The organism is Micromonospora sp. ATA51 (genome assembly GCF_016802855.1).
Taxonomy (GTDB): Bacteria; Actinomycetota; Actinomycetes; order Mycobacteriales; family Micromonosporaceae; genus Micromonospora; species Micromonospora sicca.
The window spans coordinates 1-25040 of sequence record NZ_JAEVHJ010000071.1; the positions used below are offsets into that span (position 1 = coordinate 1).

A 25040-nucleotide genomic window follows, 5' to 3' on the forward strand; every position below is an offset into this window, starting at 1 on the left:
GAGCGCGGGATCGCCACCGTGCTGGTCGGCCACGTCACCAAGGACGGCCAGGTCGCCGGTCCCCGGGTGCTCGAGCACCTGGTCGACGTGGTGCTGCACTTCGAGGGCGACAAGCACTCCTCGCTGCGGATGGTCCGCGGCGTCAAGAACCGGTTCGGGGCCGCCGACGAGGTGGGCTGCTTCGAGATGCACGAGGGCGGCATCAGCAGCCTGGCCGACCCGTCCGGTCTCTTCCTCACCCGCTACTCCGAGCCGGTGCCGGGCACCTGCGTCACGGTGGCGATGGAGGGGCGGCGGGCCCTGGTGACCGAGGTGCAGGCGCTGATCGGCGCGACCGTGGCCGGCTCCCCCCGGCGTACGGTGTCCGGGCTGGACGGGGCCCGGCTTGCGATGGTGCTGGCCGTGCTCCAGCGGCGTACCGAGCGGCTGACCCTGCACGACCGGGAGGTCTTCGCCGCGACGGTCGGCGGCATCCGGGTGGTGGAGCCGGCGGCCGACCTGGCGGTCGCCCTCGCGGTGGCGTCCGGCGGTCTCAACCTCGCGATCGCCCCGCATCTGGTGGCCATCGGCGAGGTCGGCCTCACCGGCGAGGTGCGCCGGGTCGGGGCGGTCCCCCGCCGACTCGCCGAGGCGGCCCGGCTCGGGTTCCGGCTGGCCCTGGTGCCGCCCGGCTGCGGCCCCGGCAGCAGCGGGACGGCCCCGGAGAACATGCGCGTGATCGAGGTCACCGATGTTCGGGCGGCGCTCCAGGCTGCCGCCCGGGCATCGGCGGAATGACCCAGGGTGACCGCGCGAGGGGACCGGCTGGGCGATATCGGACAGCTCACCGACCCGTCAGCGGCGGCGGAAGCCGGACATCGTGACACATCACAGTAACCACGAGAGCACCCATTGCACCGCAGTCCGTAGACTGTGCCCGTGCCGATCGACCGCGATGCCACCAAGCCCGCCGCCGCGGCGACGCCGCACGCCCGCACCGGCGCGGTGGGCTCGCCCGCCCGTCCGATCAGTGTCAGCGTGACCGGGAGCGTCGGCGGGGCCGGCGGCGACCCGCTGCGGGCAAATCTCGCTCTCATGGCGCCGGGCACCGCGCTTCGCGACGGGCTCGAGCGGATCCTGCGCGGCCGTACGGGCGCGCTCATCGTCCTCGGCTACGACAAGGTGGTCGACCAGATCTGCACCGGCGGCTTCCCGATGGACGTGGAGTTCTCCGCCACCCGGGTGCGCGAGCTGTGCAAGATGGACGGCGCGGTGGTGCTGTCCAGCGACGGCAGCCGGATCGTCCAGGCGGGCGTGCACCTGATGCCCGACCCGTCCATCCCGACGGAGGAGTCCGGCACCCGGCACCGCACCGCCGAGCGGGTGGCCCGGCAGACCGGCTACCCGGTCATCTCGGTCAGCCAGTCGATGCGGATCATCAGCCTCTACGTGAACGGCCAGCGACACGTGCTGGACGACTCGGCGGCGATCCTCTCCCGCGCCAACCAGGCCCTGGCCACCCTCGAGCGCTACAAGCTGCGCCTCGACGAGGTCTCCGGCACCCTCTCCGCCCTGGAGATCGAGGACCTGGTCACGGTCCGGGACGCGGTGGCGGTGGTGCAGCGGCTGGAGATGGTCCGCCGGATCGCCGACGAGATCGCCGGTTACGTCGTCGAGCTGGGCACCGACGGCCGGCTGCTCGCCCTCCAGCTCGACGAGCTGATGGCCGGCGTGGACGCCGACCGCACCCTGGTCATCCGGGACTACCTGCCGGTGGGCCGCAAGTCGCGGACCCTCGACGAGGCCCTGGTCGAGCTGGACCTGCTCGGCGCCACCGAGCTGATCGACCTGGTGGCGGTCGCCAAGGCGATCGGCTACCCGTCCGCGTCCGACGCGCTCGACGCGGCGGTCAGCCCGCGCGGCTTCCGGCTGCTGGCCAAGGTGCCCCGGCTCCCGGTCGCGGTGGTCGACCGGCTGGTGGTGCACTTCGGCAGCCTCCAGCGGCTGCTCGGCGCGACGTGGAGGACCTCCAGGCGGTCGAGGGGGTGGGCGACGCCCGCGCCCGGGGCGTCCGCGAGGGCCTCTCCCGGCTCGCCGAGGCGTCCATCCTGGAGCGGTACGTCTGAGCCGGCCGGTCCGGCCGCCCCTCAGCCGGTGATGGTCAGCTTGACCGGCTCGCTGAGCTTGGTGCCCACCCGGGCGAAGACCTGGTACGAGCCGATCGGCGCGTAGTCGCCGTTGGCGAGGCCGTTGGCGCAGCGATTGGCCTCCCGGCCGTTCCAGCCCAGCTCGTAGAGGCGCTCGAAGCCGGGGGTGAACGACTGCACGTCGGAACCCTTGCCGGTGCCGCAGGTGTCCGAGGACCAGATCTTCTCCGCGCCGGACTTGATGAACAGCTCCTGGAGGTCCGCCCCAACGTTCCGGCTGCAGGTACGCTGCGACTTGTTCTTGATCTTCAGCTGGAGGTTCACCACCGTGCCCCGCTGCGCGGTCGCCGGCTGGGCCACCGAGGTCACCAGGATCTCCGCGTCGGTGCAGGTCCCGTCGTCGACCACCGGGGCCGCCGGCGCGGCCGGGGCGTCGACCGTGCCGCCACCCGCCGGGCCGCCCGAGGATCCGCCGCCGGAATCATCCGGTGCGGCGGACGGATCGTCCGTCTGCGGAGTCAGCACCGGTCCGGACGGCTGCGAGTTCGCCGACGGTGCGGAACTCGCCGGCGAGGACGCGGACCTCGGTGTCGCGCCGGTGTTGGGCTCCGGGCCGTTGCAGGAGTAGAGCAGAACAATCAGGAAGAGAAGCCCCGCTCCGAGTACGACAACGCGACGCCGCCAGTAAACAGCGGGTGGCAGGGGGCCGACCGTCATGCGCATGATGCGTTCACCGTAGCGGCGTACCGCACGGGGCGGGGGTGCGACGCGCCGGGGCGGGATCCGGCGCCCTGACCGACGTTCCACAATCGGCGGCCCCGCCGGCCGGGCCGGTCACCGAACGGCGCGGCACCCCCGCAGAACGTCAGAGGTAGACCTTGCGCTGGTAGATGGCGTGCGCGCCGGCGACCCGGTCGAGGAAGAGCAGCCCCGCGCAGTGATCGATCTCGTGCTGGAGCGCCCGCGCCTCGAAGCCGTCGGTGACCAGCCGCACCGGCTTGCCCGTACCGGGCAGGACGCCCTCGACCACCAGCCGGCTGGCCCGCTTCACGTCACCGGTCAGGTCCGGCACCGACATGCAGCCCTCCCGCCCGGCCTTCCACCGGCTGGCCTCCACCACCCGGGCGTTGCACAGCACGAAGGTCCTGTGCACGGTGACCGCCTTCGGGTGGCCGGCGACGTCCACCGCGAACACCTGCGCGCTCACCCCCACCTGCGGCGCGGCGAGGCCGACGCAGCCCGGCGAGACGCGCATGGTGGCAACCAGGTCGGCGGCGAGGCGGACCACCTCGTCCGAGGTCGGGTCCACCTCCGGCCCCGGCCGGCTGAGCACCGGGTCGGGGGCGGAGACCACCGGGAGTACCTCGCCCGGCACGGCGAGCACCTCCGGGGTCCAGTCGTCGAGGCCGACGTACTCCGCCGTCACAGCAGGTCCGTGTCCGCCGGGCGGAGGCTGACCCCGACGCCCAGCTCCGCGGCCGTACGCGCGAGCCGGCCGGCCACCTCGTCGGAGCTGCCCGACGGCAGTTCCACCTCGGCGACCACCACGTAGAGCGAGCCGGTCAGCCGGGTGCTCAGGTCGGTGACGTTGCCACCGGCGTCGGCCAGCACCCGGGTCATCGCCGCGACGATGCCCATCCGGTCGGCACCGTGCACCGCCAGCACGTACGGCTCGCCTGCCGCCGTGGTCTCGCCGTCGGGGGTGACCGCGCGCACGGTGGCCAGCAGCTGGCCGTCGGCGGCGAGCGGGGCCAGCGCGGCCTCGACATCGGCGGCGGCCGGTCCCACGCAGATCAGCGTCATCGCGAAGTGTCCCCGCAACCGGGTCATCGTGGAGTCGGTGAGGTTCGCGCCGAGCCGGGCGAGCGCCTCGGCGACGTCGGCCACGATGCCCGGCCGGTCCCGGCCGATGACGGTGATCGCGAGCTCGTTCATCCGGACATTCTGCCCCGCCCGCCCGGGGCCGTCCGCGCGCCCCGGCCCGGCCGCCCATCCTGCGGGAATCCGGCCCGTGACATCATCGGCAGCGCGATGTCTGAGCCCACTTTCGCCACCCTGGTCAGCCGGTGGTACGAGGAGAACGCCCGCGACCTGCCGTGGCGCAAGCCCGGCACCAGCGCGTGGGCCATCCTGGTCAGCGAGGTCATGCTCCAGCAGACGCCGGTGGTCCGGGTGCTGCCCGCCTGGGAGGCGTGGCTGGCCCGCTGGCCGGTGCCGGCCGCCCTAGCGGCGGACAGCCCGGCCGAGGCGATCCGGATGTGGGGGCGGCTCGGCTACCCCCGCCGGGCGGTGCGGCTGCGCGACTGCGCGGTGGCGATCGTGGAGCGGCACGGCGGCGAGGTGCCGGACCGGCTGGACCAGCTGCTCGCGCTGCCCGGCGTCGGGACGTACACGGCCCGGGCGGTCGCGGCGTTCGCGCACGGGCAACGGCACCCCGTGGTGGACACGAACGTCCGCCGGGTGGTCTGCCGGGCCGTCGCCGGGGAACCGGACGCCGGTCCGGCCACCCGCCCGGCCGACCTGGTCGCCACCGAGGAGCTGCTGCCCGTCGAGCCGGCCGCCGCGGCGCTGGCCAGCGCCGCGTTCATGGAGCTGGGCGCCGTGGTCTGCACCGCCCGCTCGCCCCGGTGCGCGGTGTGCCCGGTGGAAGCGGTCTGCGCCTGGCGGCCTCCGGCCAGGTCGCGCCCGCCGGCCCGAGCCGCCGCCCTCAGCGGTACGCGGGCACCGATCGCCAGGTCCGCGGCCTGCTCCTGGCGGTGCTGCGGGAGGCCACCGGACCGGTGCCGCGGCAGCGCCTCGACCAGGTCTGGACCGACGACATGCAGCGGTCCCGGGCGCTCGCCGGGCTGGTCACCGACGGCCTGGTCGAGCCGGTCGGCGAGGACGCCTTCCGCCTGCTGGGCGACGGCGCACCGGCCCCACTTCCCCACCCCTGAACGGTGCCGCGGCCGTTCCTCCAGCGATGGCCGCGTGGCTTCATGTCACCGACATGACGCCCCGGGCCACGAGGTCCCGCGCGCCCGCTCGGGACAAGCACACCACCCCACAAGCGATATGCCTGAGAGTCATATTTAGAGGCCGCGCAAATAGGTCAGTGAGGATTGGGCGGGTAGGAGACGGGCACAGACATCAGTGATCATGAAGGTTCCTACGCCTAGTGATCACTGGGAGTTCTGACCCTCGCCGCCACGGCCGTCGCGCGTGCGATCAGTGGGGATAATGTACGGCGAGCGTGCCGGCACGGCCTGTACGAGTGCATCAGTGACAGTTTCACCGCCGCCGGGATGCTCTGCCGGGCCGCCAGCGCCGCCACGGAACGCCAGGCCTGGGCGCCGCTGTCAGGCCGACGTGGTGATGAACTCGTCGGTGATCCAGTGCGCGACGCCGTCGGGGTAGGGCGCCGGCAGCCCGAGCACGATGTGCCCGAAGCCGGCGTCGATCGCCTTGCCGATGGCATCCCTTGTGATGCCCGGCTGGTTGTAGGAGACGGGCAGGTTGATCGAGCGGGTGATCGACGCGGGGTCGCGACCGACCTCGGCGCAGTAGCGCTCCAGCAGGGCGGTGCGGCTAACGGCGTCGTCGAGATCGCCGCTGGGGTTGTTCCATACGTCCGCGTGTTCGGCGACCACCCGCAGAGTCGCGGCGGAGCGGCCACCGATGATGATCGGCGGGTGAGGGCGCTGCACGGGCTTGGGGCTGCCGAACGCTCCGGTGAGGTTGACGTACGTGCCGTGGAAGTCGAACGGCTCGTTCTCGGTCCATAGCCGCCGGATGACCGTGAGCGCCTCGGCGAGGCTGCCCACGGCGTCGGCAGTGTCGGCGAAGGGCAGGCCGTGCGCCGCGTACTCACGCGCTGCGAGTGGGTGACCGGGCCGCGAACCAACGCCGATGCCGAAATCGAGGCGCCCGCCGGAGACGATGTCGACGGTCGTGGCGATCTTGGCCAGCATCGCGGGTGGTCGGAAGCGGTTGCTGGTCACCAGCACGCCAAGGCGTAGCCGCTCGGTCTGAGCGGCGAGGGCGGAGAACAGGGTCCAGCCTTCGTACGTCGGTCCGCTCAGGTCGCCTACGATCGGCATGAGGTGGTCGAATAGCCACGCGTGCTCGATGTCGGCAATGGCGTCCGCTTCGCGCCAGACCCGCAGGATGTCGTGGTAGCCGACCTGCATCGGGGCGGTCATGATCCCGAAGCTGGGCCGGGGTGTGAGTGGCATGGGTCCGATCGTCCTTTCGACGTGAGCCTGGGAAGGCATGGCCTTGCGGCGTGTCAGGCGGCAGGGGGACGCGCAAGCCGCCGCGCGTCTGCCGCCTGGTCACTGACGTGCCAAGTAATCAGCGGCGGCGCAGCGCCGGGTCGAGCAGGGCGGGCGGGGTGTCGTTCTTCTCGTGGGCGGCGAGGTCGACGCCGGGAGCCACGATCGCGTCGATCGCGTCCAGCACGTCGGTGGAGAGAACGGTGTCCGCGGCGGCGAGCTGCGAGCGGAGGTGGTCCATCGTGCGGGGGCCGATGATCGCGCTGGTCACGCCCGGGTGCGCGGTGACGAAGCCGAGCGCGAGCTGGATCATGCTGAGGCCGGCTTCGTCGGCAACCTTGGCGAGCTGCTCGACGGCGTCGAGTTTGGCGCGGTTGGCGGGGATGCTGATGTCGTAGCGCTGCTGCATGAAGCCCGAGCGGTTCGTGCTGATCTCCTGGCCGGCACGGATCGCGCCGGACAGCCAGCCCGATGCCAGCGGGCTCCAGGCGAGCACGCCCATGCCGTACTCCTGTGTCACGGGCAGCACGTGGGTCTCGATGCCACGCTGCAGGATCGAGTAGCTCGGCTGCTCGGTCACGTAACGGCTCAGGTGCCCCTCCCGGGCGGCCCACTGCGCCTGGACGATGCGGTAGGCCGGGAAGGTCGAGGAGCCGAAGTAGCGGATCTTTCCGGCGCGCTGCAGGTCCGTCAGCGCCGACAGCGTCTCCTCGTCGCTGCTCGTCGGGTCCCACCGGTGCATCTGGTAAAGGTCGACGTGGTCGACGCCGAGGCGGCGCAGGCTGTTGTCCAGCGCGGTGACCAGCCAGCGGCGCGAACCGCCCCGGTGGTTGCGCTCGTCGCCCATCGGCAGGGTCGCCTTGGTGGCCAGCACGACATCGCCGCGGCGGCCGGCGATGGCCTTGCCGACCATCTCCTCGGACTGGCCGCCGCTGTAGACGTCGGCGGTGTCGATGAGGTTGATCCCCGCATCGAGCGCCGCGTCAACGATGGCGGTGGCTTCCTCCTGGGTGGTGTTGCCGATCTTGCCGAAGTTCATTGCGCCGAGCACGAGGGTGCTGACCTGCACACCCGTGCGGCCCAAGGTGCGGTACTGCATGACTGTTCCTCCTGGAAACCGTGCAGCGTTGCATCGTTTGGTGGTGGCGCGCCTGATCAGTATGCTGAACAAGCGGAGCAGTGTTCCGATAACCAAGATACGGAACGGCGTTCCGGATGCCAAGCGGTGTGATGGAGGTAACGGGGCCTTGGCCGACATCGACAGCGGCTCGGAGCGACCGGCCTCGCGCAAGCGGGCCGACGCGCGGCGCAACGAGAAGACCCTGCTGGACGCTGCCGCTGCGGCGTTCGTCGCCTCCGGCGTCGACGTGCCTGTGCGCGACATCGCCGCCAGGGCGGGCGTCGGCGTGGGCACGATCTACCGCCACTTCCCGACGCGAGCCGACCTCATCGTCGCCGTCTACCGGCACCAGATCGAGGCGTGCGCCGAGGCGGGTCCGGCCTTGCTGGCCGACAGCAGCACACCGCACACCGCCCTGGTGCAGTGGATCAACCTGTTCGTCGACTTCCTGATCACCAAACACGGCCTCGCCGCGGCGCTACAGTCTGACGACGCCGCCTTCCGGACCCTGCACGCCTACTTCCTCGACCGCCTCGTCCCGGTGTGCGACCAGCTGCTCGACGCCGCCGTCGCAGCGGGCGAGATCCGTCCCGACATGGACGCCTACGGACTGCTGCGCGGCGTCGGTAATCTCTGCATCGGCGCGGGCAGCGACCCCCGTTACGACGCGCGCCGCCTGGTCGAGCTCCTCATCGCTGGACTTCGCCTCCGCTGAGGCGAAGTCAGCAGCGAGTTCATCCCGAGGCGCCGTAGTACCAGACCGACACGACATCGCTGCCGTCTACGGGCGATAAGCGCCCGCGCAGAATGGCGAGGCGGGGCGGGCGTGTCTGAACGAGTGCAGGCACAGGATCCATGATCATGAAGGTGCTTACGCCTCGTGATCACCGGGAGATCCTGTGCCTGCCATCCCAGCATGGCTGATCGAGCCACTGTGGGTCCAGTTCACCGCGCTGCTACCTGATCGGCCGACGTGCGCCCCGACGCATCCGTTGGGCTGTCACCGCAGGCGGATCGATGACCGGATCGTGTTCGACAAGCTGATTCAGGTGCTGCAGTTCGGCTGCGCCTACGACGCCTACGACGCCTACGACCGGCTCGTCGGCTTGGTCCTGGACGACATCGCCGTGGACGGCTGCATCACCAAGGCCCCCGGCGGAGGTGACTGCGCCGGGGGCCTTGGTCGACCGGGGCAAGCAGGGAATGAAACGCTCATCGATGGTCGACGGTTACGGCATTCCCCTCGGCCGGGTCCTGGCCGGCGCGAACCGACACGACTCACCGCTGCCGGCCCCACCCTCGACCGGCTCGACGACCTGGGCCCACTCCCCGAGACCATCACGGTGCACCTCGACGCCGGATACGACTCGGCGGTCACTCGATGCTGCTGGCCGAACGCGGCCTGACCGGCAAGATCGCCCACAGGCGACAAGGCGCCCATCCCAACGGTGGCACGCGAACGGACGAACATCTGGCACAACGCGTTCAACCGACTGCAACGCTGCTACGAACGAACCGAACAGGTCATCGACGCGTTCTTCGACCTCGCCGACGCGATCATGACCGTCCGTAGCCTGATCGGCGAGCGTGGACCACCTACCGGTGGGACAACCGCCCCACCCGCCGCCGATGATCACCACCAATCTGCGCGACCTCTTATGCCTCTCAGGCATATCGCTCTCCGGCCATATGTCGGGTCCGCGCGGCACGCCGAGGCCACCCCGTCGCGAGGTTGAGCTGATCAAGCCCGAACGGATCGGCGGCGACCGGCGCGCCAGGTGCGGGCGGGTGGGGATGCGGAAAGGCGACGGCCCCGGTGGCTTTCGCCAACCGGGGCGTCGCCCTGTCAGGTGTCGCTTACTCGTCCGCGCCCGCGGTGGCGGCGCCACCGAGATCGGCCGGGACGGCGTCCGGAACCTCCACCGGCTTGTCCGCGCCTCGGAAGACGAGCTTGGACTTGTCGATGTTCTCCGGGTCGCCCTCGCAGTCCACCACCACGATCTGACCCGGGGTCAGCTCGTTGAAGAGGATCCGCTCGGAGAGGTTGTCCTCGATGTCGCGCTGGATCGTGCGACGCAGCGGCCGCGCGCCCAGCACCGGGTCGAAGCCCTTCTTCGCCAGGTACTTCTTGGCGTTGTCGGTCAGCTCCAGGCCCATGTCCTTGTTGCGCAGCTGCGTCTCGATCCGCTGGATCATGATGTCCACGATCGAGAGGATCTCGTTCTCGCGCAGCTGGTGGAAGACGATGGTGTCGTCGATCCGGTTGAGGAACTCGGGCCGGAAGTGCTGCTTGAGCTCGTCGTTGACCTTCTGCTTCATCCGGTCGTAGTTCGACTCGGAGTCCTCAGAGGCCTGGAAGCCCAGCGAGACCGCCTTGGCGACGTCCCGGGTGCCGAGGTTGGTGGTCAGGATGATGACCGTGTTCTTGAAGTCCACGATCCGACCCTGACCGTCGGTCAGCCGCCCGTCCTCCAGGATCTGGAGGAGCGTGTTGAACACGTCCGGGTGAGCCTTCTCGATCTCGTCGAAGAGGACCACCGAGAACGGCCGACGCCGCACCTTCTCGGTCAGCTGCCCGCCCTCGTCGTAGCCGACGTAGCCGGGAGGGGCACCCACCAGCCGGGACACCGTGTACCGGTCGTGGAACTCGGACATGTCCAGCTGGATGAGGGCGTCCTCGCTGCCGAAGAGGAACTCGGCGAGCGCCTTGGACAGCTCGGTCTTACCCACGCCGGACGGACCGGCGAAGATGAACGAGCCCGACGGGCGCTTCGGGTCCTTCAGGCCGGCCCGGGTACGCCGGATCGCCTTCGAGACCGCCTTGACCGCGTCCTCCTGGCCGATGACGCGCTTGTGCAGCTCGTCCTCCATGCGCAGCAGGCGCGAGGTCTCCTCCTCGGTCAGCTTGTAAACCGGGATGCCGGTCCAGTTGCCGAGCACCTCGGCGATCTGCTCGTCGTCAACCTCGCTGACGACGTCCAGGTCACCGGCCTTCCACTCCTTCTCCCGCTGGGCCTTCTGGCCGAGCAGCTGCTTCTCCTTGTCGCGGAGCTGCGCCGCCCGCTCGAAGTCCTGCGCGTCGATCGCGGACTCCTTGTCGCGGCGGACCTGGGCGATCCGCTCGTCGAAGTCGCGCAGGTCTGGCGGCGCGGTCATCCGGCGGATGCGCATCCGGGCCCCGGCCTCGTCGATCAGGTCGATCGCCTTGTCCGGCAGGAAGCGGTCGGAGATGTACCGGTCGGCGAGCGTCGCCGCCGCCACCAGCGCGGCGTCGGTGATGCTCACCCGGTGGTGCGCCTCGTAGCGGTCGCGCAGGCCCTTGAGGATCTCGATGGTGTGAGCCAGCGACGGCTCGCCCACCTGGATCGGCTGGAAGCGGCGCTCGAGAGCGGCGTCCTTCTCCAGGTGCTTGCGGTACTCGTCGAGCGTGGTGGCACCGATGGTCTGGAGCTCGCCACGGGCCAGCATCGGCTTGAGGATGCTCGCCGCGTCGATCGCGCCCTCGGCGGCACCCGCACCCACCAGGGTGTGGATCTCGTCGATGAACAGGATGATGTCGCCCCGCGTGCGGATCTCCTTGAGCACCTTCTTCAGGCGCTCCTCGAAGTCACCGCGGTAGCGGGAACCGGCGACCAGCGCACCGAGGTCGAGCGTGTAGAGCTGCTTGTCCTTGAGGGTCTCGGGCACCTCGCCCTTGATGATCTTCTGGGACAGCCCCTCCACCACGGCGGTCTTACCGACGCCGGGCTCACCGATCAGGACCGGGTTGTTCTTGGTACGGCGGGAGAGCACCTGCATGACCCGCTCGATTTCCTTCTCGCGCCCGATGACCGGGTCGAGCTTGCCCTCGCGGGCGGCCTGGGTCAGGTTGCGGCCGAACTGGTCCAGCACGAGGCTGGTCGACGGCGCGGCCTCGCCCGGCGCGGCGCCCGCCGCGGCCGGCTCCTTGCCCTGGTAGCCCGAGAGCAGCTGGATCACCTGCTGGCGGACCCGGTTGAGGTCGGCGCCGAGCTTGACCAGCACCTGGGCGGCGACGCCCTCACCCTCGCGGATCAGGCCGAGCAGGATGTGCTCCGTGCCGATGTAGTTGTGGCCGAGCTGCAGCGCCTCGCGCAGCGACAGCTCCAGCACCTTCTTGGCCCGCGGCGTGAACGGGATGTGCCCGCTCGGCGCCTGCTGGCCCTGGCCGATGATCTCCTCGACCTGCTGGCGGACGCCCTCGAGGGAGATGCCGAGGCTCTCCAGGGCCTTTGCCGCGACGCCTTCACCCTCGTGGATGAGGCCCAGCAGGATGTGCTCCGTACCGATGTAGTTGTGGTTGAGCATCCGGGCCTCTTCTTGGGCCAGGACGACAACCCGTCGCGCTCGGTCGGTGAACCGCTCGAACATGCCCTCGTGCTCCTCACGTGCCGTGCGCCTTGATGGTCTAGATCTTGGCGGGGCCGGTGCGCGGACGTCCGGGACGGGCGTCCGTGCCTCCTTACTCTATCGCCGCGGACCGACTCCGCTGAGGTCGTGTGTCCCTGCGGAATGCCGTGTACGCGTCGTTTCTGACAACCGTCCGCGCTCAGGAGGTGTTCCGGTACCCCTACCTGTACGCGCAGAGCGAAATTCGCACGCGCTGCGGACGCACCGAGCCGGACCCGTTTCGACCGGGTCACCCGGGAACATCTCGTCCACAGCCTGTGGATGCAATCTCCACCGCCTGTGGACAACGCCCACCCACCCGGGGTTCTTCCCAGCCGGCGGCGGGGTTCGCAGCGGGCCCCAACGGGCGCGAGCGGGCCACCGGCCGCGAACCGGGCAATCGGCACGGGAGGGCGGAAACGGCGACGCCGGCCCGGAGTGGCACTCCGGTCCGGCGTCGATCTCGCCCGGTGACGAGCCCAGGGCTCAGCGGCCCGCCTTCGAGTGGTACTCGTCGACGATCTCCTGCGGGATCCGACCCCGGTCGGAGATGTCCTTGCCCGACTTCTTGGCCCAGGCGCGGATGGCCTTGTTCTGCTCGCGGTCGGCGGTCGCGCCGCCCCGCCCGCGCGCGGCCCGCCCGCCGACGACCACGCCGCCCCGGCCGACCTTGGTGCCGTGCGCCACGTACGGCGCAAATACCTCACGCAATTTCTCGGCGTTGGCCACCGACAGGTCGATCTCGTACTGCACGCCGTCCAGCGCGAACTTGACGGTCTCGTCAGCGTCCCCGCCGTCCAGGTCATCGACCAGCTTGTGAATGATCTGCTTGGCCACGTCCCACATTCCTTTCGAGCAGGGTCTCCTGCCACAATCCAGGAGCACAATAACCCGCGCGCCGCTTACCGCGTCAATAGGACGCGGTAACGAGCCGGAGAAGGTTGACGGCTACTCCGGGCGGACCAACGGGAAGAGGATGGTTTCCCGAATTCCCAGCCCGGTCAGCGCCATCAAGAGCCGGTCGATTCCCATTCCCATACCACCGGCCGGCGGCATTCCGTACTCCATCGCCCGGAGAAAGTCCTCGTCCAGTCGCATCGCCTCGTCGTCGCCACGGGCGGCGAGCTGCGCCTGGGCCACCAGCCGCTCCCGCTGCACCACCGGGTCGACCAGCTCCGAGTACGCGGTGCCCAGCTCGAAGCCGAGGACGTAGAGGTCCCACTTCTCGGCCAGGCCCGGCTCGCTGCGGTGCGCCCGGGTCAGCGGGCTGGTCTCCTCCGGGTAGTCCCGGACGAACGTCGGGGCCTGCAGCGACGGAACGACCAGTTCCTCGAAGAGCTCCTCGGCCAGCTTCCCCGGCCCCCACTTCGGGTCGACGGCGAGGCCGACCTTGTCCGCGTACTCGACCAGCCGGGACCTGTCGGTGCGCACGGTGACCTCCTCGCCGAGCGCCTCGGAAAGGACCCCGAAGAGGGTCACCGAACGCCACTCGCCGCCCAGGTCGAACTCGCGGCCGTCGGCGTGGGTCACCACGGTCGAGCCGCTCACCGCGATCGCCGCGCCCTGCACCAGATTGCGCGTCAACTCCGCCATCGTGTCGTAGTCGCCGTACGCCTGGTAGGTCTCGAGCATCGCGAACTCGGGAGAGTGCGACGAGTCGACTCCCTCATTACGGAAGTTACGGTTGATCTCGAAGACCCGGTCGACGCCGCCGACCACGGCGCGCTTGAGAAACAGTTCCGGCGCGATTCGCAGATACAGATCGGTGCTCAACGCATTGCTGTGGGTCACGAATGGGCGGGCCGCCGCGCCACCGTGCAGCAACTGCAGCATCGGGGTCTCGACCTCGATGAAGCCCGCCCCGTGCAGGGAATCGCGCAGGCTGCGCACCGCGGCCGCCCGGGTACGCACCATCTGCCGCGCCTGCGGGCGGACGATCAGGTCCACGTAGCGCTGGCGGACCCGGGCCTCCTCGCTCAGCGGCTTGTGCGCCACCGGCAGCGGGCGCAGCGCCTTGGCGGTGACCGCCCACTCGTCGGCCAGCACCGACAGCTCGCCCCGCCGGCTGGTGATCACCTCACCGGTCACGCCGACGTGGTCACCGAGGTCGACCAGGCGCTTCCAGTCGTCCAGCCGCTGCGCGCCGACCCGGTCCAGGGAGAGCATCGCCTGGAGTTCCATGCCGTCCCCGTCCCGCAGGGTGGCGAAGCAGAGCTTGCCGGTGTTCCGTACGAAGATCACCCGGCCGGTGACCGAGACCTTGTCCCCGGTGGCGGTGTCGGTAGGCAGCTCGGCGTACTTCTCGCGGATCTCCGCCAGGGTGCTGGTCCGGGGAAACCCGACGGGGTACGGCTCGACCCCCTCGGCGAGCATCCGGTCCCGCTTCTCCCGGCGGACCTTCATCTGCTCGGGAAGGTCGTCGGCGGGGTCCACTGGCACGGCGTTCTGCTCGGTCACGGCACGCTTCCTCGGGAAGGAGATATCGGCGGGGTCAGGACCCGAGCGTACTCAAGCCCCCAGGTGGCCGTTACCGGATAACCTGCCCGCCATGACCGACCCCACTCAGGCCCTGTCCTTCGGCGCGGCGGCGGCCGACTACGACCGGTTCCGACCCCGCTATCCGCAGGCGGCGCTGGGCTGGGCGCTCGACGGCTTGGACCCGTCGGCCCGGGTCGTCGACCTGGGCGCCGGCACCGGCATCCTCACCCGCGGCGTGCTCGCCCTGGGTCACCAGGTGGTCCCGGTGGAACCCGACCCGGGGATGCGGGCCCAGCTCGACGCCGCCACCCCGGGCGTCACCGCCCTGGCCGGCAGCGCCGAGTCGGTGCCGCTGCCGGACCACGCGGCCGACGCGGTGCTGGTGGGCCAGGCGTACCACTGGTTCGACAAGGAACGCGCGCACGTCGAGATCGCCCGGGTGCTCCGGCCGGGCGGGACGTTCGCCCCGATCTGGAACACCCGGGACACCAGTGTGCCCTGGGTGGCCGAGCTGGGGCGGATCGCCGACCTGCGGGACCACTCCGGCAACCTGATCGAGAAGGTCACCGACTTCGGCCCCGCGTTCGGCGCGGTGGAGCTGGGCGAGTTCAGCCACCGGACCACGCTCACGCCGGCCGAGGTGGTCGGCATGCTGCGCACCCGCTCGTACTGGCTGACGGCCACGCCCGAGGAGCGGGAGAAGGTCGACCGGGAACTGCGGGAACTCTTCGTCACCCACCCCGACCTGGCCGGGCGGGAGACCGTCGAGCTGCCGTACCGGACGCTGGTCTTCCGGGCCCGGCGGCGCTGACGCCCGCGCGGCGCGCCCGGCTCCGGCGCGGCCGGGGTCAGGTGTTGCGCTCGTAGACCATCCGTAGGCCGATCAGCGTGATCATCGGCTCGTGGTGGGTGATGGTGCGGCACTCGCCGATCACCACCGAGGCCAACCCGCCGGTCGCGATGACCGCCCTCACCTCGCCCAACTCCTCGGCCATCCGCTCGACGATCCGGTCCACCTGCCCGGCGAAGCCGAAGTAGAGGCCGGACTGGAGGCACTCCACGGTGTTCTTGCCGATCACCGAGCGGGGCTTGGTGGCCTCCACCTTGCGCAACTGCGCCGCGCGGGCGGCGAGCGCGTCGAAGGAGATCTCGATGCCGGGCGCGAACGCGCCGCCGAGGAACTCGCCCCGGCCGCTGATCACGTCGAAGTTGGTGGTCGTGCCGAAGTCCACCACTATCGACGGTCCACCGTAGAGGGTGTACGCGGCCAGGGTGTTGACCACCCGGTCCGAGCCGACCTCCTTGGGGTTGTCGATGGCGAGCTGCACCCCGGTCCGCACCCCGGGCTCGACGATCACGCTGGGCAGGTCGGCGTAGTAGCGGGCCAGCATGGTCCGCAGCGAGCGGAGCGCCGCCGGCACCGTCGAGCAGGCGGCCACCCCGGTGATCTCCACGGCGTCACCGGCCAGCAGCCCCCGGAACATCAGACCCAGCTCGTCCGCCGTCGAACGGGCGTCGGTCTTGATCCGCCAGGAGTGCACCAGCTTGTCGCCGTCGAAGGTCGCCAGCACGGTGTTGGTGTTTCCGATGTCGATGCAGAGCAGCACGCACGAAGCCTAGACGGCACCCCCTCCCCGGCTCATTCCTCCCGCAGGTCCAGGGCGATGTCCAGGATCGGCGAGGAGTGGGTCAACGCGCCCACCGAGATGAAGTCCACGCCGGTCGCGCCGTACTCGGCGGCCACCGGCAGGGTGAGCCCGCCGGTCGCCTCCAGCTCCGCCCGGTCCCCCACCGCGGCGACCACCTCGCGCAACTGCGCCGGGGTCATGTTGTCCAGCAGCAGGAAGCCGGCCCCCGCCTCGACGGCCTCCACCGCCTCCGCGATGGTGTCCACCTCCACCTGCACCGGCACGTCCGGAAAGGCCTCCCGGACCCGGCGGTAGGCCGCGCCGACGCCCCCGGCGGCGACCTTGTGGTTGTCCTTGATCATCGCGACGTCGTGCAGGCCCATCCGCTTGTTGGTGCCGCCGCCGGCGCGGACCGCGTACTTCTCAAGGGCCCGCAGGCCCGGGGTGGTCTTCCGGGTGTCCAGCACCATCGCCTTCGTGCCGGCCAGGGCGTCCGCCCAGGCACGGGTGTGGGTGGCCACCCCGGACATCCGGCACAGCAGGTTCAGCGCCGTCCGCTCGGCGGTGAGCAGCAGCCGGGTCGGGCCGGTCACCGTGGCCAGCACGTCGCCGCGCGCCACCCGCTGCCCGTCGTGGGCCACCAGCGACACCTCGACCGTACGGTCCGAACCGGTCACCTCGCCGACCAGGTCGAACACGGCGGCGGCCACGGCCAGCCCGGCCACCACGCCGTCGGCGCGGGCGACCAGGTCGGCGGTGTCGTTCTGCGCGTCCGGGATGGTGGCCACGCTGGTGACGTCGAGGAAGTCCGGGCCCAGGTCCTCGGCGAACGCGTCGACGATCACCCGCTGCACCCACACCGGGTCCAGGCTGGCCGCCCGCAACGCCTGCTCCGTCGACTCCCTCATTCCGACTCCTCCCACTGCTGCGTCAACCGGCCCTGCGCCCCGACGGCCGTGACGAGGTGGCCCAGCCACCGCTCGTCGGCCGTCGGGAAGTCCTCCCGCCAGTGGCAACCCCGGGTCTCCTGGCGGGCGTACGCGGCGGCGACCAGTGTCGACGCCACCGTGATCAGGTTCGTCGCCTCCCAGTCGGCGGTGCGCGGCACGCCGCGTCCCCCGCCCAGCTCGGTCAGCGCGCCGGCCGTCCCGGCGAGGGTCTCCGCCGAGCGGAGCACGCCCGCGCCCCGGGTCATCGCCCGTTGCAGGGCCGGCGTGCCCTCGGCGGGCACCACCCAACCCGCGCCGCCCACCCAGGCGCCGGTCTCCGCCGGCCTGGCCTGCTCGGGCAGGCCGGCGGCGATGTCCTCGGCGATCCGGCGGGAGAAGACCAGCCCCTCCAGCAGCGAGTTGCTGGCCAGCCGGTTCGCGCCGTGCACCCCGGTGCAGGCCACCTCGCCGCAGGCGTACAGGCCGGGGATGGAGGTCCGGCCGTGCAGGTCGGTGCGGACGCCGCCGGAGGCGTAGTGGGCGGCCGGGGCGACCGGGATCAGATCGGTGGCCGGGTCGACGCCGATGGCCAGGCAGGACGCGACGATGGTCGGGAAGCGCCCGGCGAGGAAGTCCCCGCCGAGGTGCCGGGCGTCCAGGTAGACGTGGTCCGCGCCGGTGGCCAGCAGCACCCGGTGGATGCCCTTGGCCACCACGTCGCGGGGAGCCAGCTCGGCCAGCTCGTGCTGCCCCACCATGAACCGCTTGCCGTCGGAGTCGACCAGGTGGGCGCCCTCGCCGCGCAGCGCCTCGGAGACCAGCGGCTGCTGGGCCCGGGTGGCGCCCGGCACGCCCACCCCGGCCGGGGCGATCAGCGCGGTCGGGTGGAACTGCACGAACTCCACGTCGGTGACCGCCGCGCCGGCCCGCACCGCGAGGGCCACCCCGTCGCCGGTGGAGACCGCCGGGTTGGTGGTGGCCGCGAAGACCTGCCCCATGCCGCCGGTCGCCAGCACCACCGCGCGGGCCAGCAGCGCCCCGACGCCGTCCTCGCTGCCCTCGCCGAGCACGTGCAGGGTGATCCCGCAGGCCGGGCCGAGGCCGCCGGGGCCGTCGCCCGGGGCGCGGAGCAGGTCCAGCACCAGGGCGTGCTCCACCAGCCGGATCCACGGGTCCCGGCGGACCGCCGCGTGCAGCGCCCGCTGCACCTCGGCGCCCGTGGCGTCGCCACCGGCGTGCACGATCCGGTCGGCCCGGTGGCCGCCCTCCCGGGTGAGCATCAGCGAGCCGTCCGGGTTCCGGTCGAACTCGGCGCCGATCCGCATCAGCTCCCGCAGCCGGGTCGGCCCCTCCTCGACCAGGACCCGCACCGCGGCCGGGTCGCAGAGGCCGACCCCGGCGACCTCCGTGTCGTACGCGTGGGCGGCCGGGCTGTCCGCCGGGTCGAGCACGGCGGCGATGCCGCCCTGCGCCCAGCGGGTCGAGCCGTCGTCGATGTTGACCTTGGTGACCACCGTGACGTGCAGCCCCGCCTCGCGCAGGTGCAACGCCGCGGTCAGGCCGGCGACCCCGGAGCCGACCACGATCACGTCGGTGGTCTCCACCCAGCCGGGTGCGGGCGCGGCCAGCAGCCTGGGCAGGGCCGGCAGCTCGACGGTCGGCAGGTCCATGAACACAGTCAACCCGAAGGCCACTCCTTCCGGGCGGCGGGGGCGGGACGAGTGTTTTCGGCTACCGCGTCCGGACCGGCAGCCCGGCCGGGCCGGCCCCCTTCAACGAGGCGGTCACCGTACGGTCGCTGAGCCACAGGTAGCAGCGGACGCCGCGGTCGCCCACCGTCCAGCGCCCGGCGGCGGGCGGGCGGACCACCACGCCACTGCGGAAGCGCAGGGTCGGGTCGTCCGGCACCCCGGTGTACCTCGCGAGGACCGTGCCGCAGCCGGTGTAGAAGGGCGCCCAGTCGGCGTCCTTCCTCGGGTACGGACGGTCCGGCGCCCGCCACACCCCGACGAACTCGGCGTCGTGGCTGGTGCCGCAGGCCACCGGGGTCAGGGTGCGCACCCCCCGCCCGTCGCCGGTCCCCGTCCGCTGGCACCCCAGCCGCAGCGCGGACGTCCCCTTCAGGGCGTCCCGCAGGCTGCCGGTCCGGGTGACCACCTCGGCCTTCGCCTCCACCGTGCTCAGCTCGGCCAGGTCGCACCGGTACCAGCGGGAGCCGGCCGTCCAGCCGGGCGCCGAGGGCACCGCCACGGCCAGCCGCAACCGGCCGGCCCGCCAGTCGTCACCGACGTACCCGCCGGCCCGGGTGTCACAGTCGGCGAAGGCGCCCCGCAGCTCGACCGAGCCGACGGCCGGCGGGGCCGCCCGCTCCGCGGGGAAGGCGCCGACGTGCACGGTCTCGACCCGGTGCGGCAGGTCGCACCCGACCGGTTCGTACGCGGCGAGGGTCAGCGTGCCGCCCGGGTCGGCCACCTGGCAGACCCCGGCCGACGGGGTGAACGCGCCGGCCGCCGGCAGGGCGGCCCAGTCGTCGGTGACGTCGCCGTCGAGCCCGGCGGGCGAGGCACAGCCGGTCAGCACCGCCCCCGCGACCAACGCGGCGACCAGGTTCCTCATCGCACGGCGCATCGCGGCCTCCCCAGCCGACGACCGTCACCCGACGGCGTGATCAGGGTAACCAGAAATGACGTTCCGGTGACAGGCCGCTCACCCGCCACGCCCCCGCGATCTTGCACTTGTCGCCGGCGAACGCGACAGAAGCCGCGAGTCGCGGGCCTCAACTGCAAGATCGCGAGGGGTGGGTGGAGGTCAGGCGGGGGTGGCGGCGAGGGGGTTGGGGATGTGGTTGCCGGCGGTGCCGGGGGCGGCGGTGGTGGGGTCGGCCGTCAGGTCGACGATGCGGTTCTGGGCGTCGACGTGGACGACGCGGGGGCGGTACGCGCGGGCCTCGGCGTCGTCCATCTGGCCGTACGAGATGAGGATGACCAGGTCACCGGGGTGCACCAGGTGCGCGGCGGCACCGTTGATGCCGATCACGCCACTGCCCCGCTCACCCGGGATGACGTACGTCTCCAGCCGGGCCCCGTTGGTGATGTCCACGATCGCCACCTGCTCCCCGGGGATCAGGTCGGCCGCGTCGAGCAGATCCTCGTCCACGGTCACCGAGCCGACGTAGTGCAGGTCGGCCTGGGTCACCGTGGCGCGGTGGATCTTCGACTTGAGCATGGTCCGGAACATCGGGGTGCCTTTCCGCGGGTCGGTGAAGGAGTCAGGAACGCGGGGCGAGCGGGATCGCCGTGTTGTCGATCAGCCGGGTGGCGCCGGCCCAGGCCGCGATCAGCAGCCGCGCCGGACCGGACACCGGCCCCGGCTCCAGGTCGGCGTCAGTGAGCACCAAATAGTCGAGCCGGGTGCCGGGCGTACCGGAGTCGAAGGCCCGGTGGGCGGCGGCCAGCACCGCGCCCGCGTCCCCGCCCTCCTCGGCGGCCGCGACGCCGGCCCGCAGCGCGGCGGAGAGGCTCAGCGCCGCCGTCCGCTCCGGCGCGGAGAGGTAGCGGTTGCGGCTGGACAGCGCCAGGCCGTCCGGCTCCCGCACGGTCGGCACGCCGACCACCTCGACCGGCACGTCCAGGTCCCGCACCATCCGCCGGACCAGGGTCAGCTGCTGGTAGTCCTTCTCGCCGAAGAAGGCCAGGTCGGGGCGGGTGAGCTGGAGCAGCTTCAGGACCACGGTCAGCACCCCGTGAAAGAAGCCGGGCCGGCTCAGCCCCTCCAGGTCCTCCCCCAGCGGGCCCGGGTTGAGCCGCACCTTCGGCTCCCCGTCCGGGTACATGTCGGCCACCGAGGGGGCGAAGACCACGTCCGCGCCGGCCCGCCGGCCGACCTCCAGGTCCGCGTCGAGGGTGCGCGGGTACCGGTCGAAGTCCTCGTTCGGGCCGAACTGCAGCGGGTTCACGAAGATCGTCACGATGACGTGGTCGGCCCGCTCCCGGGCGGCCCGCAGCAGGGCCTCGTGCCCGGAGTGCAGCGCGCCCATGGTCATCACCACGCCGACCGTGCCGGTCAGCCCGTCCCGCGCCGCCGCCAGTTCCTTGCGCGTGTGCACCAGTTCGGTCATGCGGCCACCTCCCGGTCCCTCCCGCTCAGCACGTCCAGCAGCGGCTCCGCGTCCGTCGGCCGGAGCCGACCGGCCGCGATCGCCCGATCCGCCGTCCGTCGGGCCAACGCCAGGTAGGGCGCCACCGATTCCGGCGCGGTCGCCGCCAGCCGTTCCAGGTGCCGGCGTACGGTGCCCGCGTCGCCCCGGGACACCGGGCCGGTCAGCGCGTCGTCGCCGAGCCGCAGGGCGTTCTCCAGCGCCGCCCGCAGCAGCGGGGCGAGCACCTTCTCCGGCTGGGCCACCCCGGCGTCGCGCAGCCGGTCGGCCGCCTCGTTGACCAGGGTGACCAGGTGGTTCGCGCCGTGCGCCAGCCCCGCGTGGTAGAGCGGCCGGTCCGCCTCCCCCACCCACTCCGGCACGCCGCCGAGGTCGGCCACCAGCCGGGCGGCGAACGCGCGCAGCTCCGCCGGGGCGGTCACCCCGTACGAGATGCCGGCGAGGCGGGTCAGGTCGTCCGGCGTACCGGTGAAGGTCATCGCCGGGTGCAGAGCCAGCGGCCGGGCACCGACGGCGGCGGCCGGGGCGAGGACGGCCAGCCCGTGCGCGCCGGAGGTGTGCGCGACCACCTGGCCGGGGCGCAGCGCCCCGGTCTCGGCCAGGCCGCCGACCACGCCAGCCAGGGCGTCGTCGGGCACCGCCACGATCAGCAGGTCCGTGGCGGCGCGGGCGACCGAGGTCGCGGAACGGTTCGGGGTCTCCGGGAGCAGCAACGCCATCCGCGCCTTCACGGCGCCGGAGATGCCGGAGGCGGCGACCACCCGGTGGCCGGCGGCGGCGAGGGCCGCGCCGAGCACAGCGCCCACCCGGCCGGCGCCGATCACGCCGACGGTGAGGATGCGGGGAAAGACCAACGGGGCGCCGGCGGAGGCGCCACCCGACGGTACGGCGGGCCCGTGCGGGGCGGCCGTACGCGGGCGCAGCGGTGCGCTCATGGCAATCGATCCAGTCCTACGAGTGGGTACCGGTCGATCGCAAGTATGCGCCGGGGTCACGGAGCGAAAACAAGCATGTGTGAAAACCTTCACCGGGCGGTTGAAAGGCGGAATTCCGGGGCACGACACGACCCGCCGGAGCGGCTGCTCCGCGACCTGCTCCGCCCTGCCGCGCGGCAGCCCGTACGGTCGGCGGGTGACGTTTCCCGAGGACCGGCTGCCCTGGCGGGTGGCGATGGACCGGGCGCTCTACGGGCCCGACGGCTTCTTCGTCGCCGGGGCCGGGCCGGCCGCCCACTTCCGCACCAGCGTGCACGCCTCGCCGGTCTTCGCCGCCGCCCTTCTGGCCGTGGTTCACCAGGTCGACGCGGCCCTGGGCCATCCTGCCCGACTGGACGTGGTGGACGTGGGCGCCGGTCGCGGAGAACTCCTCTCGGCCCTCGGCGTTTCCGCTGGTTGCGCTCTGGGCGCCCGCCGGCTGCGGCTCACCGCCGTCGAGCGGGCGGCCAGACCCGCGGACCTGCCCGAGGAGATCAACTGGGTGGACGAGATTCCGGACGCGATCACCGGCCTCCTGCTGGCCACCGAGTGGCTGGACAACGTGCCGCTGGACGTGGCCGTGCAGTCCGACGACGGCTGGCGCTGCCTCCTGGTCGACCCCGCCACCGGGGAGGAGTCGGTGGGTGACCCGGTCAGCCCAGTTGACGAGGAGTGGCTGGACCGGTGGTGGCCGACCACGCCGGCCGCCTCGGGCGCGAGAGCCGAGATCGGCCGGACGAGGGACGAGGCGTGGGCCGAGGCGGTCGCGAAGATCGACCGCGGGCTGGCGTTGACCGTGGACTACGGGCACCTGCGGGACAGTCGGCCGGTCGACGGGACGCTCACCGGGTACCGGGGCGGGCGGCAGGTGCCACCGGTGCCGGACGGTTCGGGTGACGTGACCGCGCACGTCGCCGTCGACTCGGTCGCCTCCGCCGGCGAGCGGGTCGCCCGGTGTGCGTACCGCCTGGTCTCGCAACGGGCGGCGCTGCGGGCGCTCGGGGCCGACGGCGGGCGACCACCGCTGAGCCTGGCTGCCAGCGACCCGGCCGGGTACGTGCGGGCGCTCGCCGCCGCCTCGACGGTGGCCGAACTGACCGACCCGGCCGGGCTCGGCGGGCACTGGTGGCTGCTGCAACCGGTCGACGTCGCCCTCGACTCGCTCATGGCACGATGACGGGCATGACCACCGACGGCGACCTCCGCGAACTGACCGTCGGCACCGGCGCGGGCGGCGAGCAGCTCGGCACCGACATGGTGCTCAACATCGGCCCGCAGCACCCGTCCACGCACGGCGTGCTCCGGCTGAAGCTGGTGCTCGACGGCGAGCGGGTGGTCGCCGCCGAGCCGATCGTCGGCTACATGCACCGGGGCGCGGAGAAGCTCTTCGAGGTACGCGACTACCGGCAGATCATCGTGCTGGCCAACCGGCACGACTGGCTCTCCGCCTTCTCCAACGAGCTGGGCGTGGTGCTCGCCGTCGAACGGCTGATGGGCATGGAGGTGCCGGAGCGGGCGGTCTGGCTGCGGATGGCGCTCGCCGAGCTGAACCGGGTACTCAACCACCTGATGTTCCTCGGCTCGTACCCGCTGGAGATCGGCGCGATCACCCCCGTCTTCTACGCGTTCCGGGAGCGGGAGACGATCCAGGCGGTGATGGAGGAGGTCTCCGGCGGCCGGATCCACTACATGTTCAACCGGGTCGGCGGCCTCAAGGAGGAGGTGCCGGCCGGCTGGACCGGGCGGGCCCGTGCCGCGATCGGCGAGGTACGCCGCCGGCTGCCCGACCTGGACCACCTCATCCGGCGCAACGAGATCTTCCTGGCCCGCACCGTCGGGGTGGGGGTGCTGTCGGCCGCCGACGCGGCCGCGTTCGGCGCGTCCGGGCCGGTCGCCCGGGCCTCCGGCCTCGACCTGGACCTGCGCCGCGACGAGCCCTACCTGGCGTACGACCAGCTCGACGTGCCGGTGGTCACCAAGACCGCCGGGGACTGCCACGCCCGGTTCGAGGTGCTGCTCGACCAGGTGTACGTCTCCCTCGACCTCGCCGAGCAGTGCCTGGACCGGGTGGACCGGCTCACCGGGCCGGTGAACACCCGGCTGCCCAAGGTGGTCAAGGCGCCCGAGGGGCACACCTACGCCTGGACCGAGAACCCGCTCGGCATCAACGGCTACTACCTGGTGTCCCGGGGCGAGAAGACGCCGTGGCGGCTCAAGCTGCGCACCGCCTCGTACGCCAACGTGCAGGCGCTGGCCACGCTGCTCCCCGGCTGCCTGGTGCCGGACCTGATCGCCATCCTCGGCTCGATGTTCTTCGTGGTCGGCGACATCGACAAGTAGCCGCCGGGGCGGTCAGCGCCAGCGGTCGGCGGACCGGGCCCCACCCGCGCGGGGCACCTCGTCCTGCGGCGGGTAGCCGTACCGCTCGTCGGCGCGGGGCCGGCCGTACCGGGCCGGCTCGGGCTCCGCCGCCCGCCACTCGTCCGCCGGCGGCGCGGTGCGCTGCGTCGGGGGACGCCACTCGTCGGGCACGGGCACCCCGCCGGCCGGGAGCGCCGGGCGGCGTTCCTCCGCCCAACCGCCACCCCAGCCCGGCTCGGCGTCCCGCTCCTGGTCGCGGCGCGGCTCGCCACGGCGTACCGACGCCCAGCGGTCCTCGACCCGGAACTCGGTGCCGGCGCCGTCGGCGTGCACCGCCGCGTGCCGCTCACCGACCCGCACCTCCCGGCCGTGCTCGTCGTCGCGGACCGAGGCCCAGCGGTCCCCGGCGCGCAACTCCGACCAGTAGTCGCCGTCCGGGTCGTCCGAGGCGGGAACGGCGGCCCGGCCGGGCTGCTCGGACGAGCCCCAGGCACGGGCGTCCGGGGCGGGGTACGCCGCACCCCGGCCAGCCCAGGACCGGTCGTCACCCGGGCCGGCCGGGCCGGCCCACGAGCGGTCGTCCCGGGGCGCGCCCTGACCGGCCCAGG

At 72.3% G+C, this 25040-nt stretch carries 19 protein-coding genes and 5 pseudogenes; 8 read left to right on the forward strand and 16 right to left on the reverse strand.

The genetic code is table 11. The features are described 5' to 3' along the window. Positions 1-777 (forward strand): annotated as a pseudogene (locus JNW87_RS13910) (DNA repair protein RadA); the annotation flags it as partial. Positions 778-918: 141 nt separating this feature from the next. Next, positions 919-2105 (forward strand): annotated as a pseudogene (gene disA / locus JNW87_RS13915) (DNA integrity scanning diadenylate cyclase DisA). A 21-nt stretch (positions 2106-2126) separates the two neighbouring features. Here disA and JNW87_RS13920 read toward each other — a convergent pair. The 3 genes from JNW87_RS13920 to JNW87_RS13930 form a co-directional block, all read right to left on the reverse strand. Further along, on the reverse strand, positions 2127-2849 hold the full coding sequence (locus JNW87_RS13920; protein ID WP_238453814.1) for a hypothetical protein: 723 nt from the start codon (positions 2847-2849) through the stop codon (positions 2127-2129). 142 nt (positions 2850-2991) lie between these two features. After that, positions 2992-3552 carry a peptide deformylase gene (locus JNW87_RS13925; RefSeq protein ID WP_109800354.1) on the reverse strand — a complete coding sequence of 187 codons (561 nt, stop codon included), beginning with the start codon at positions 3550-3552 and terminating at the stop codon, positions 2992-2994. Then, entirely contained in the window at positions 3549-4061 is a 513-nt protein-coding gene (locus tag JNW87_RS13930) for a glycine cleavage system protein R (RefSeq protein WP_109800355.1), read from the reverse strand. Before JNW87_RS13930 ends, JNW87_RS13925 begins: the two co-directional genes overlap by 4 nt. Positions 4062-4157: 96 nt before the next feature. On the opposite strand from JNW87_RS13930, the pseudogene JNW87_RS13935 reads away from it, so the two are divergent. After that, a pseudogene (locus JNW87_RS13935) lies at positions 4158-5062 on the forward strand (A/G-specific adenine glycosylase). 402 nt (positions 5063-5464) lie between these two features. Here JNW87_RS13935 and JNW87_RS13940 read toward each other — a convergent pair. Further along, positions 5465-6295, reverse strand: a complete 831-nt coding sequence (locus tag JNW87_RS13940) for an LLM class flavin-dependent oxidoreductase (protein WP_238453815.1) — start codon at positions 6293-6295, stop codon at positions 5465-5467. Between the two features lie 163 nt (positions 6296-6458). Continuing rightward, on the reverse strand, positions 6459-7478 hold the full coding sequence (locus tag JNW87_RS13945; RefSeq protein WP_109800358.1) for an aldo/keto reductase: 1020 nt from the start codon (positions 7476-7478) through the stop codon (positions 6459-6461). Positions 7479-7626: 148 nt separating this feature from the next. Here JNW87_RS13945 and JNW87_RS13950 point away from each other — a divergent pair, with 148 nt between their 5' ends. After that, a complete protein-coding gene (locus JNW87_RS13950; RefSeq protein WP_236647335.1) occupies positions 7627-8214 on the forward strand; it encodes a TetR/AcrR family transcriptional regulator in 588 nt (195 codons plus the stop codon). A gap of 184 nt (positions 8215-8398) precedes the next feature. Further along, positions 8399-9132, forward strand: a pseudogene (locus tag JNW87_RS13955) (transposase). Positions 9133-9356: 224 nt separating this feature from the next. Here JNW87_RS13955 and JNW87_RS13960 read toward each other — a convergent pair. The 3 genes from JNW87_RS13960 to lysS all read right to left on the reverse strand — a co-directional run bounded on the left by JNW87_RS13960 (position 9357) and on the right by lysS (position 14363). Beyond that, a complete protein-coding gene (locus JNW87_RS13960; protein ID WP_109800359.1) occupies positions 9357-11888 on the reverse strand; it encodes an ATP-dependent Clp protease ATP-binding subunit in 2532 nt (843 codons plus the stop codon). A gap of 504 nt (positions 11889-12392) precedes the next feature. Further along, positions 12393-12743 carry an Lsr2 family protein gene (locus tag JNW87_RS13965; protein ID WP_304598663.1) on the reverse strand — a complete coding sequence of 117 codons (351 nt, stop codon included), beginning with the start codon at positions 12741-12743 and terminating at the stop codon, positions 12393-12395. 111 nt (positions 12744-12854) lie between these two features. Next, entirely contained in the window at positions 12855-14363 is a 1509-nt protein-coding gene (gene lysS / locus JNW87_RS13970; protein ID WP_109800361.1) for a lysine--tRNA ligase, read from the reverse strand. A 91-nt stretch (positions 14364-14454) separates the two neighbouring features. Between lysS and JNW87_RS13975 the strand changes: the two genes are divergently transcribed. Continuing rightward, positions 14455-15195, forward strand: coding sequence for a class I SAM-dependent methyltransferase (locus tag JNW87_RS13975; RefSeq protein ID WP_238453816.1), 741 nt, complete (start codon positions 14455-14457; stop codon positions 15193-15195). A gap of 37 nt (positions 15196-15232) precedes the next feature. On the opposite strand, the gene JNW87_RS13980 is transcribed toward JNW87_RS13975, so the two are convergent. From JNW87_RS13980 to JNW87_RS14010, 7 genes are all read right to left on the reverse strand, one after another. Further along, complete coding sequence (locus tag JNW87_RS13980; protein WP_109800363.1) at positions 15233-15991, reverse strand: type III pantothenate kinase; 759 nt, start codon at positions 15989-15991, stop codon at positions 15233-15235. Positions 15992-16023: 32 nt separating this feature from the next. Continuing rightward, on the reverse strand, positions 16024-16920 hold the full coding sequence (nadC, locus tag JNW87_RS13985) for a carboxylating nicotinate-nucleotide diphosphorylase (protein ID WP_109800364.1): 897 nt from the start codon (positions 16918-16920) through the stop codon (positions 16024-16026). Continuing rightward, entirely contained in the window at positions 16917-18611 is a 1695-nt protein-coding gene (locus JNW87_RS13990; RefSeq protein ID WP_109800368.1) for an L-aspartate oxidase, read from the reverse strand. Before JNW87_RS13990 ends, nadC begins: the two co-directional genes overlap by 4 nt. A gap of 61 nt (positions 18612-18672) precedes the next feature. Next, positions 18673-19569 carry a septum formation family protein gene (locus JNW87_RS13995; RefSeq protein ID WP_109800365.1) on the reverse strand — a complete coding sequence of 299 codons (897 nt, stop codon included), beginning with the start codon at positions 19567-19569 and terminating at the stop codon, positions 18673-18675. 180 nt (positions 19570-19749) lie between these two features. After that, positions 19750-20178: an aspartate 1-decarboxylase gene (gene panD / locus JNW87_RS14000; protein ID WP_238453817.1), complete on the reverse strand. Its 429-nt coding sequence runs from the start codon at positions 20176-20178 to the stop codon at positions 19750-19752. A gap of 31 nt (positions 20179-20209) precedes the next feature. Further along, on the reverse strand, positions 20210-21058 hold the full coding sequence (gene panC, locus JNW87_RS14005) for a pantoate--beta-alanine ligase (RefSeq protein WP_109800252.1): 849 nt from the start codon (positions 21056-21058) through the stop codon (positions 20210-20212). Next, entirely contained in the window at positions 21055-22032 is a 978-nt protein-coding gene (locus tag JNW87_RS14010) for a Rossmann-like and DUF2520 domain-containing protein (protein WP_255543853.1), read from the reverse strand. The genes panC and JNW87_RS14010 overlap by 4 nt, the downstream gene beginning before the upstream one ends. Positions 22033-22267: 235 nt before the next feature. On the opposite strand from JNW87_RS14010, the gene JNW87_RS14015 reads away from it, so the two are divergent. After that, positions 22268-23248, forward strand: a complete 981-nt coding sequence (locus JNW87_RS14015) for an SAM-dependent methyltransferase (RefSeq protein ID WP_109800265.1) — start codon at positions 22268-22270, stop codon at positions 23246-23248. Further along, on the forward strand, positions 23245-24411 hold the full coding sequence (locus tag JNW87_RS14020) for an NADH-quinone oxidoreductase subunit D (RefSeq protein WP_201749475.1): 1167 nt from the start codon (positions 23245-23247) through the stop codon (positions 24409-24411). The genes JNW87_RS14015 and JNW87_RS14020 overlap by 4 nt, the downstream gene beginning before the upstream one ends. 12 nt (positions 24412-24423) lie before the next feature. Here JNW87_RS14020 and JNW87_RS14025 read toward each other — a convergent pair. Continuing rightward, positions 24424-25040: pseudogene (locus tag JNW87_RS14025) on the reverse strand (hypothetical protein); the annotation flags it as partial.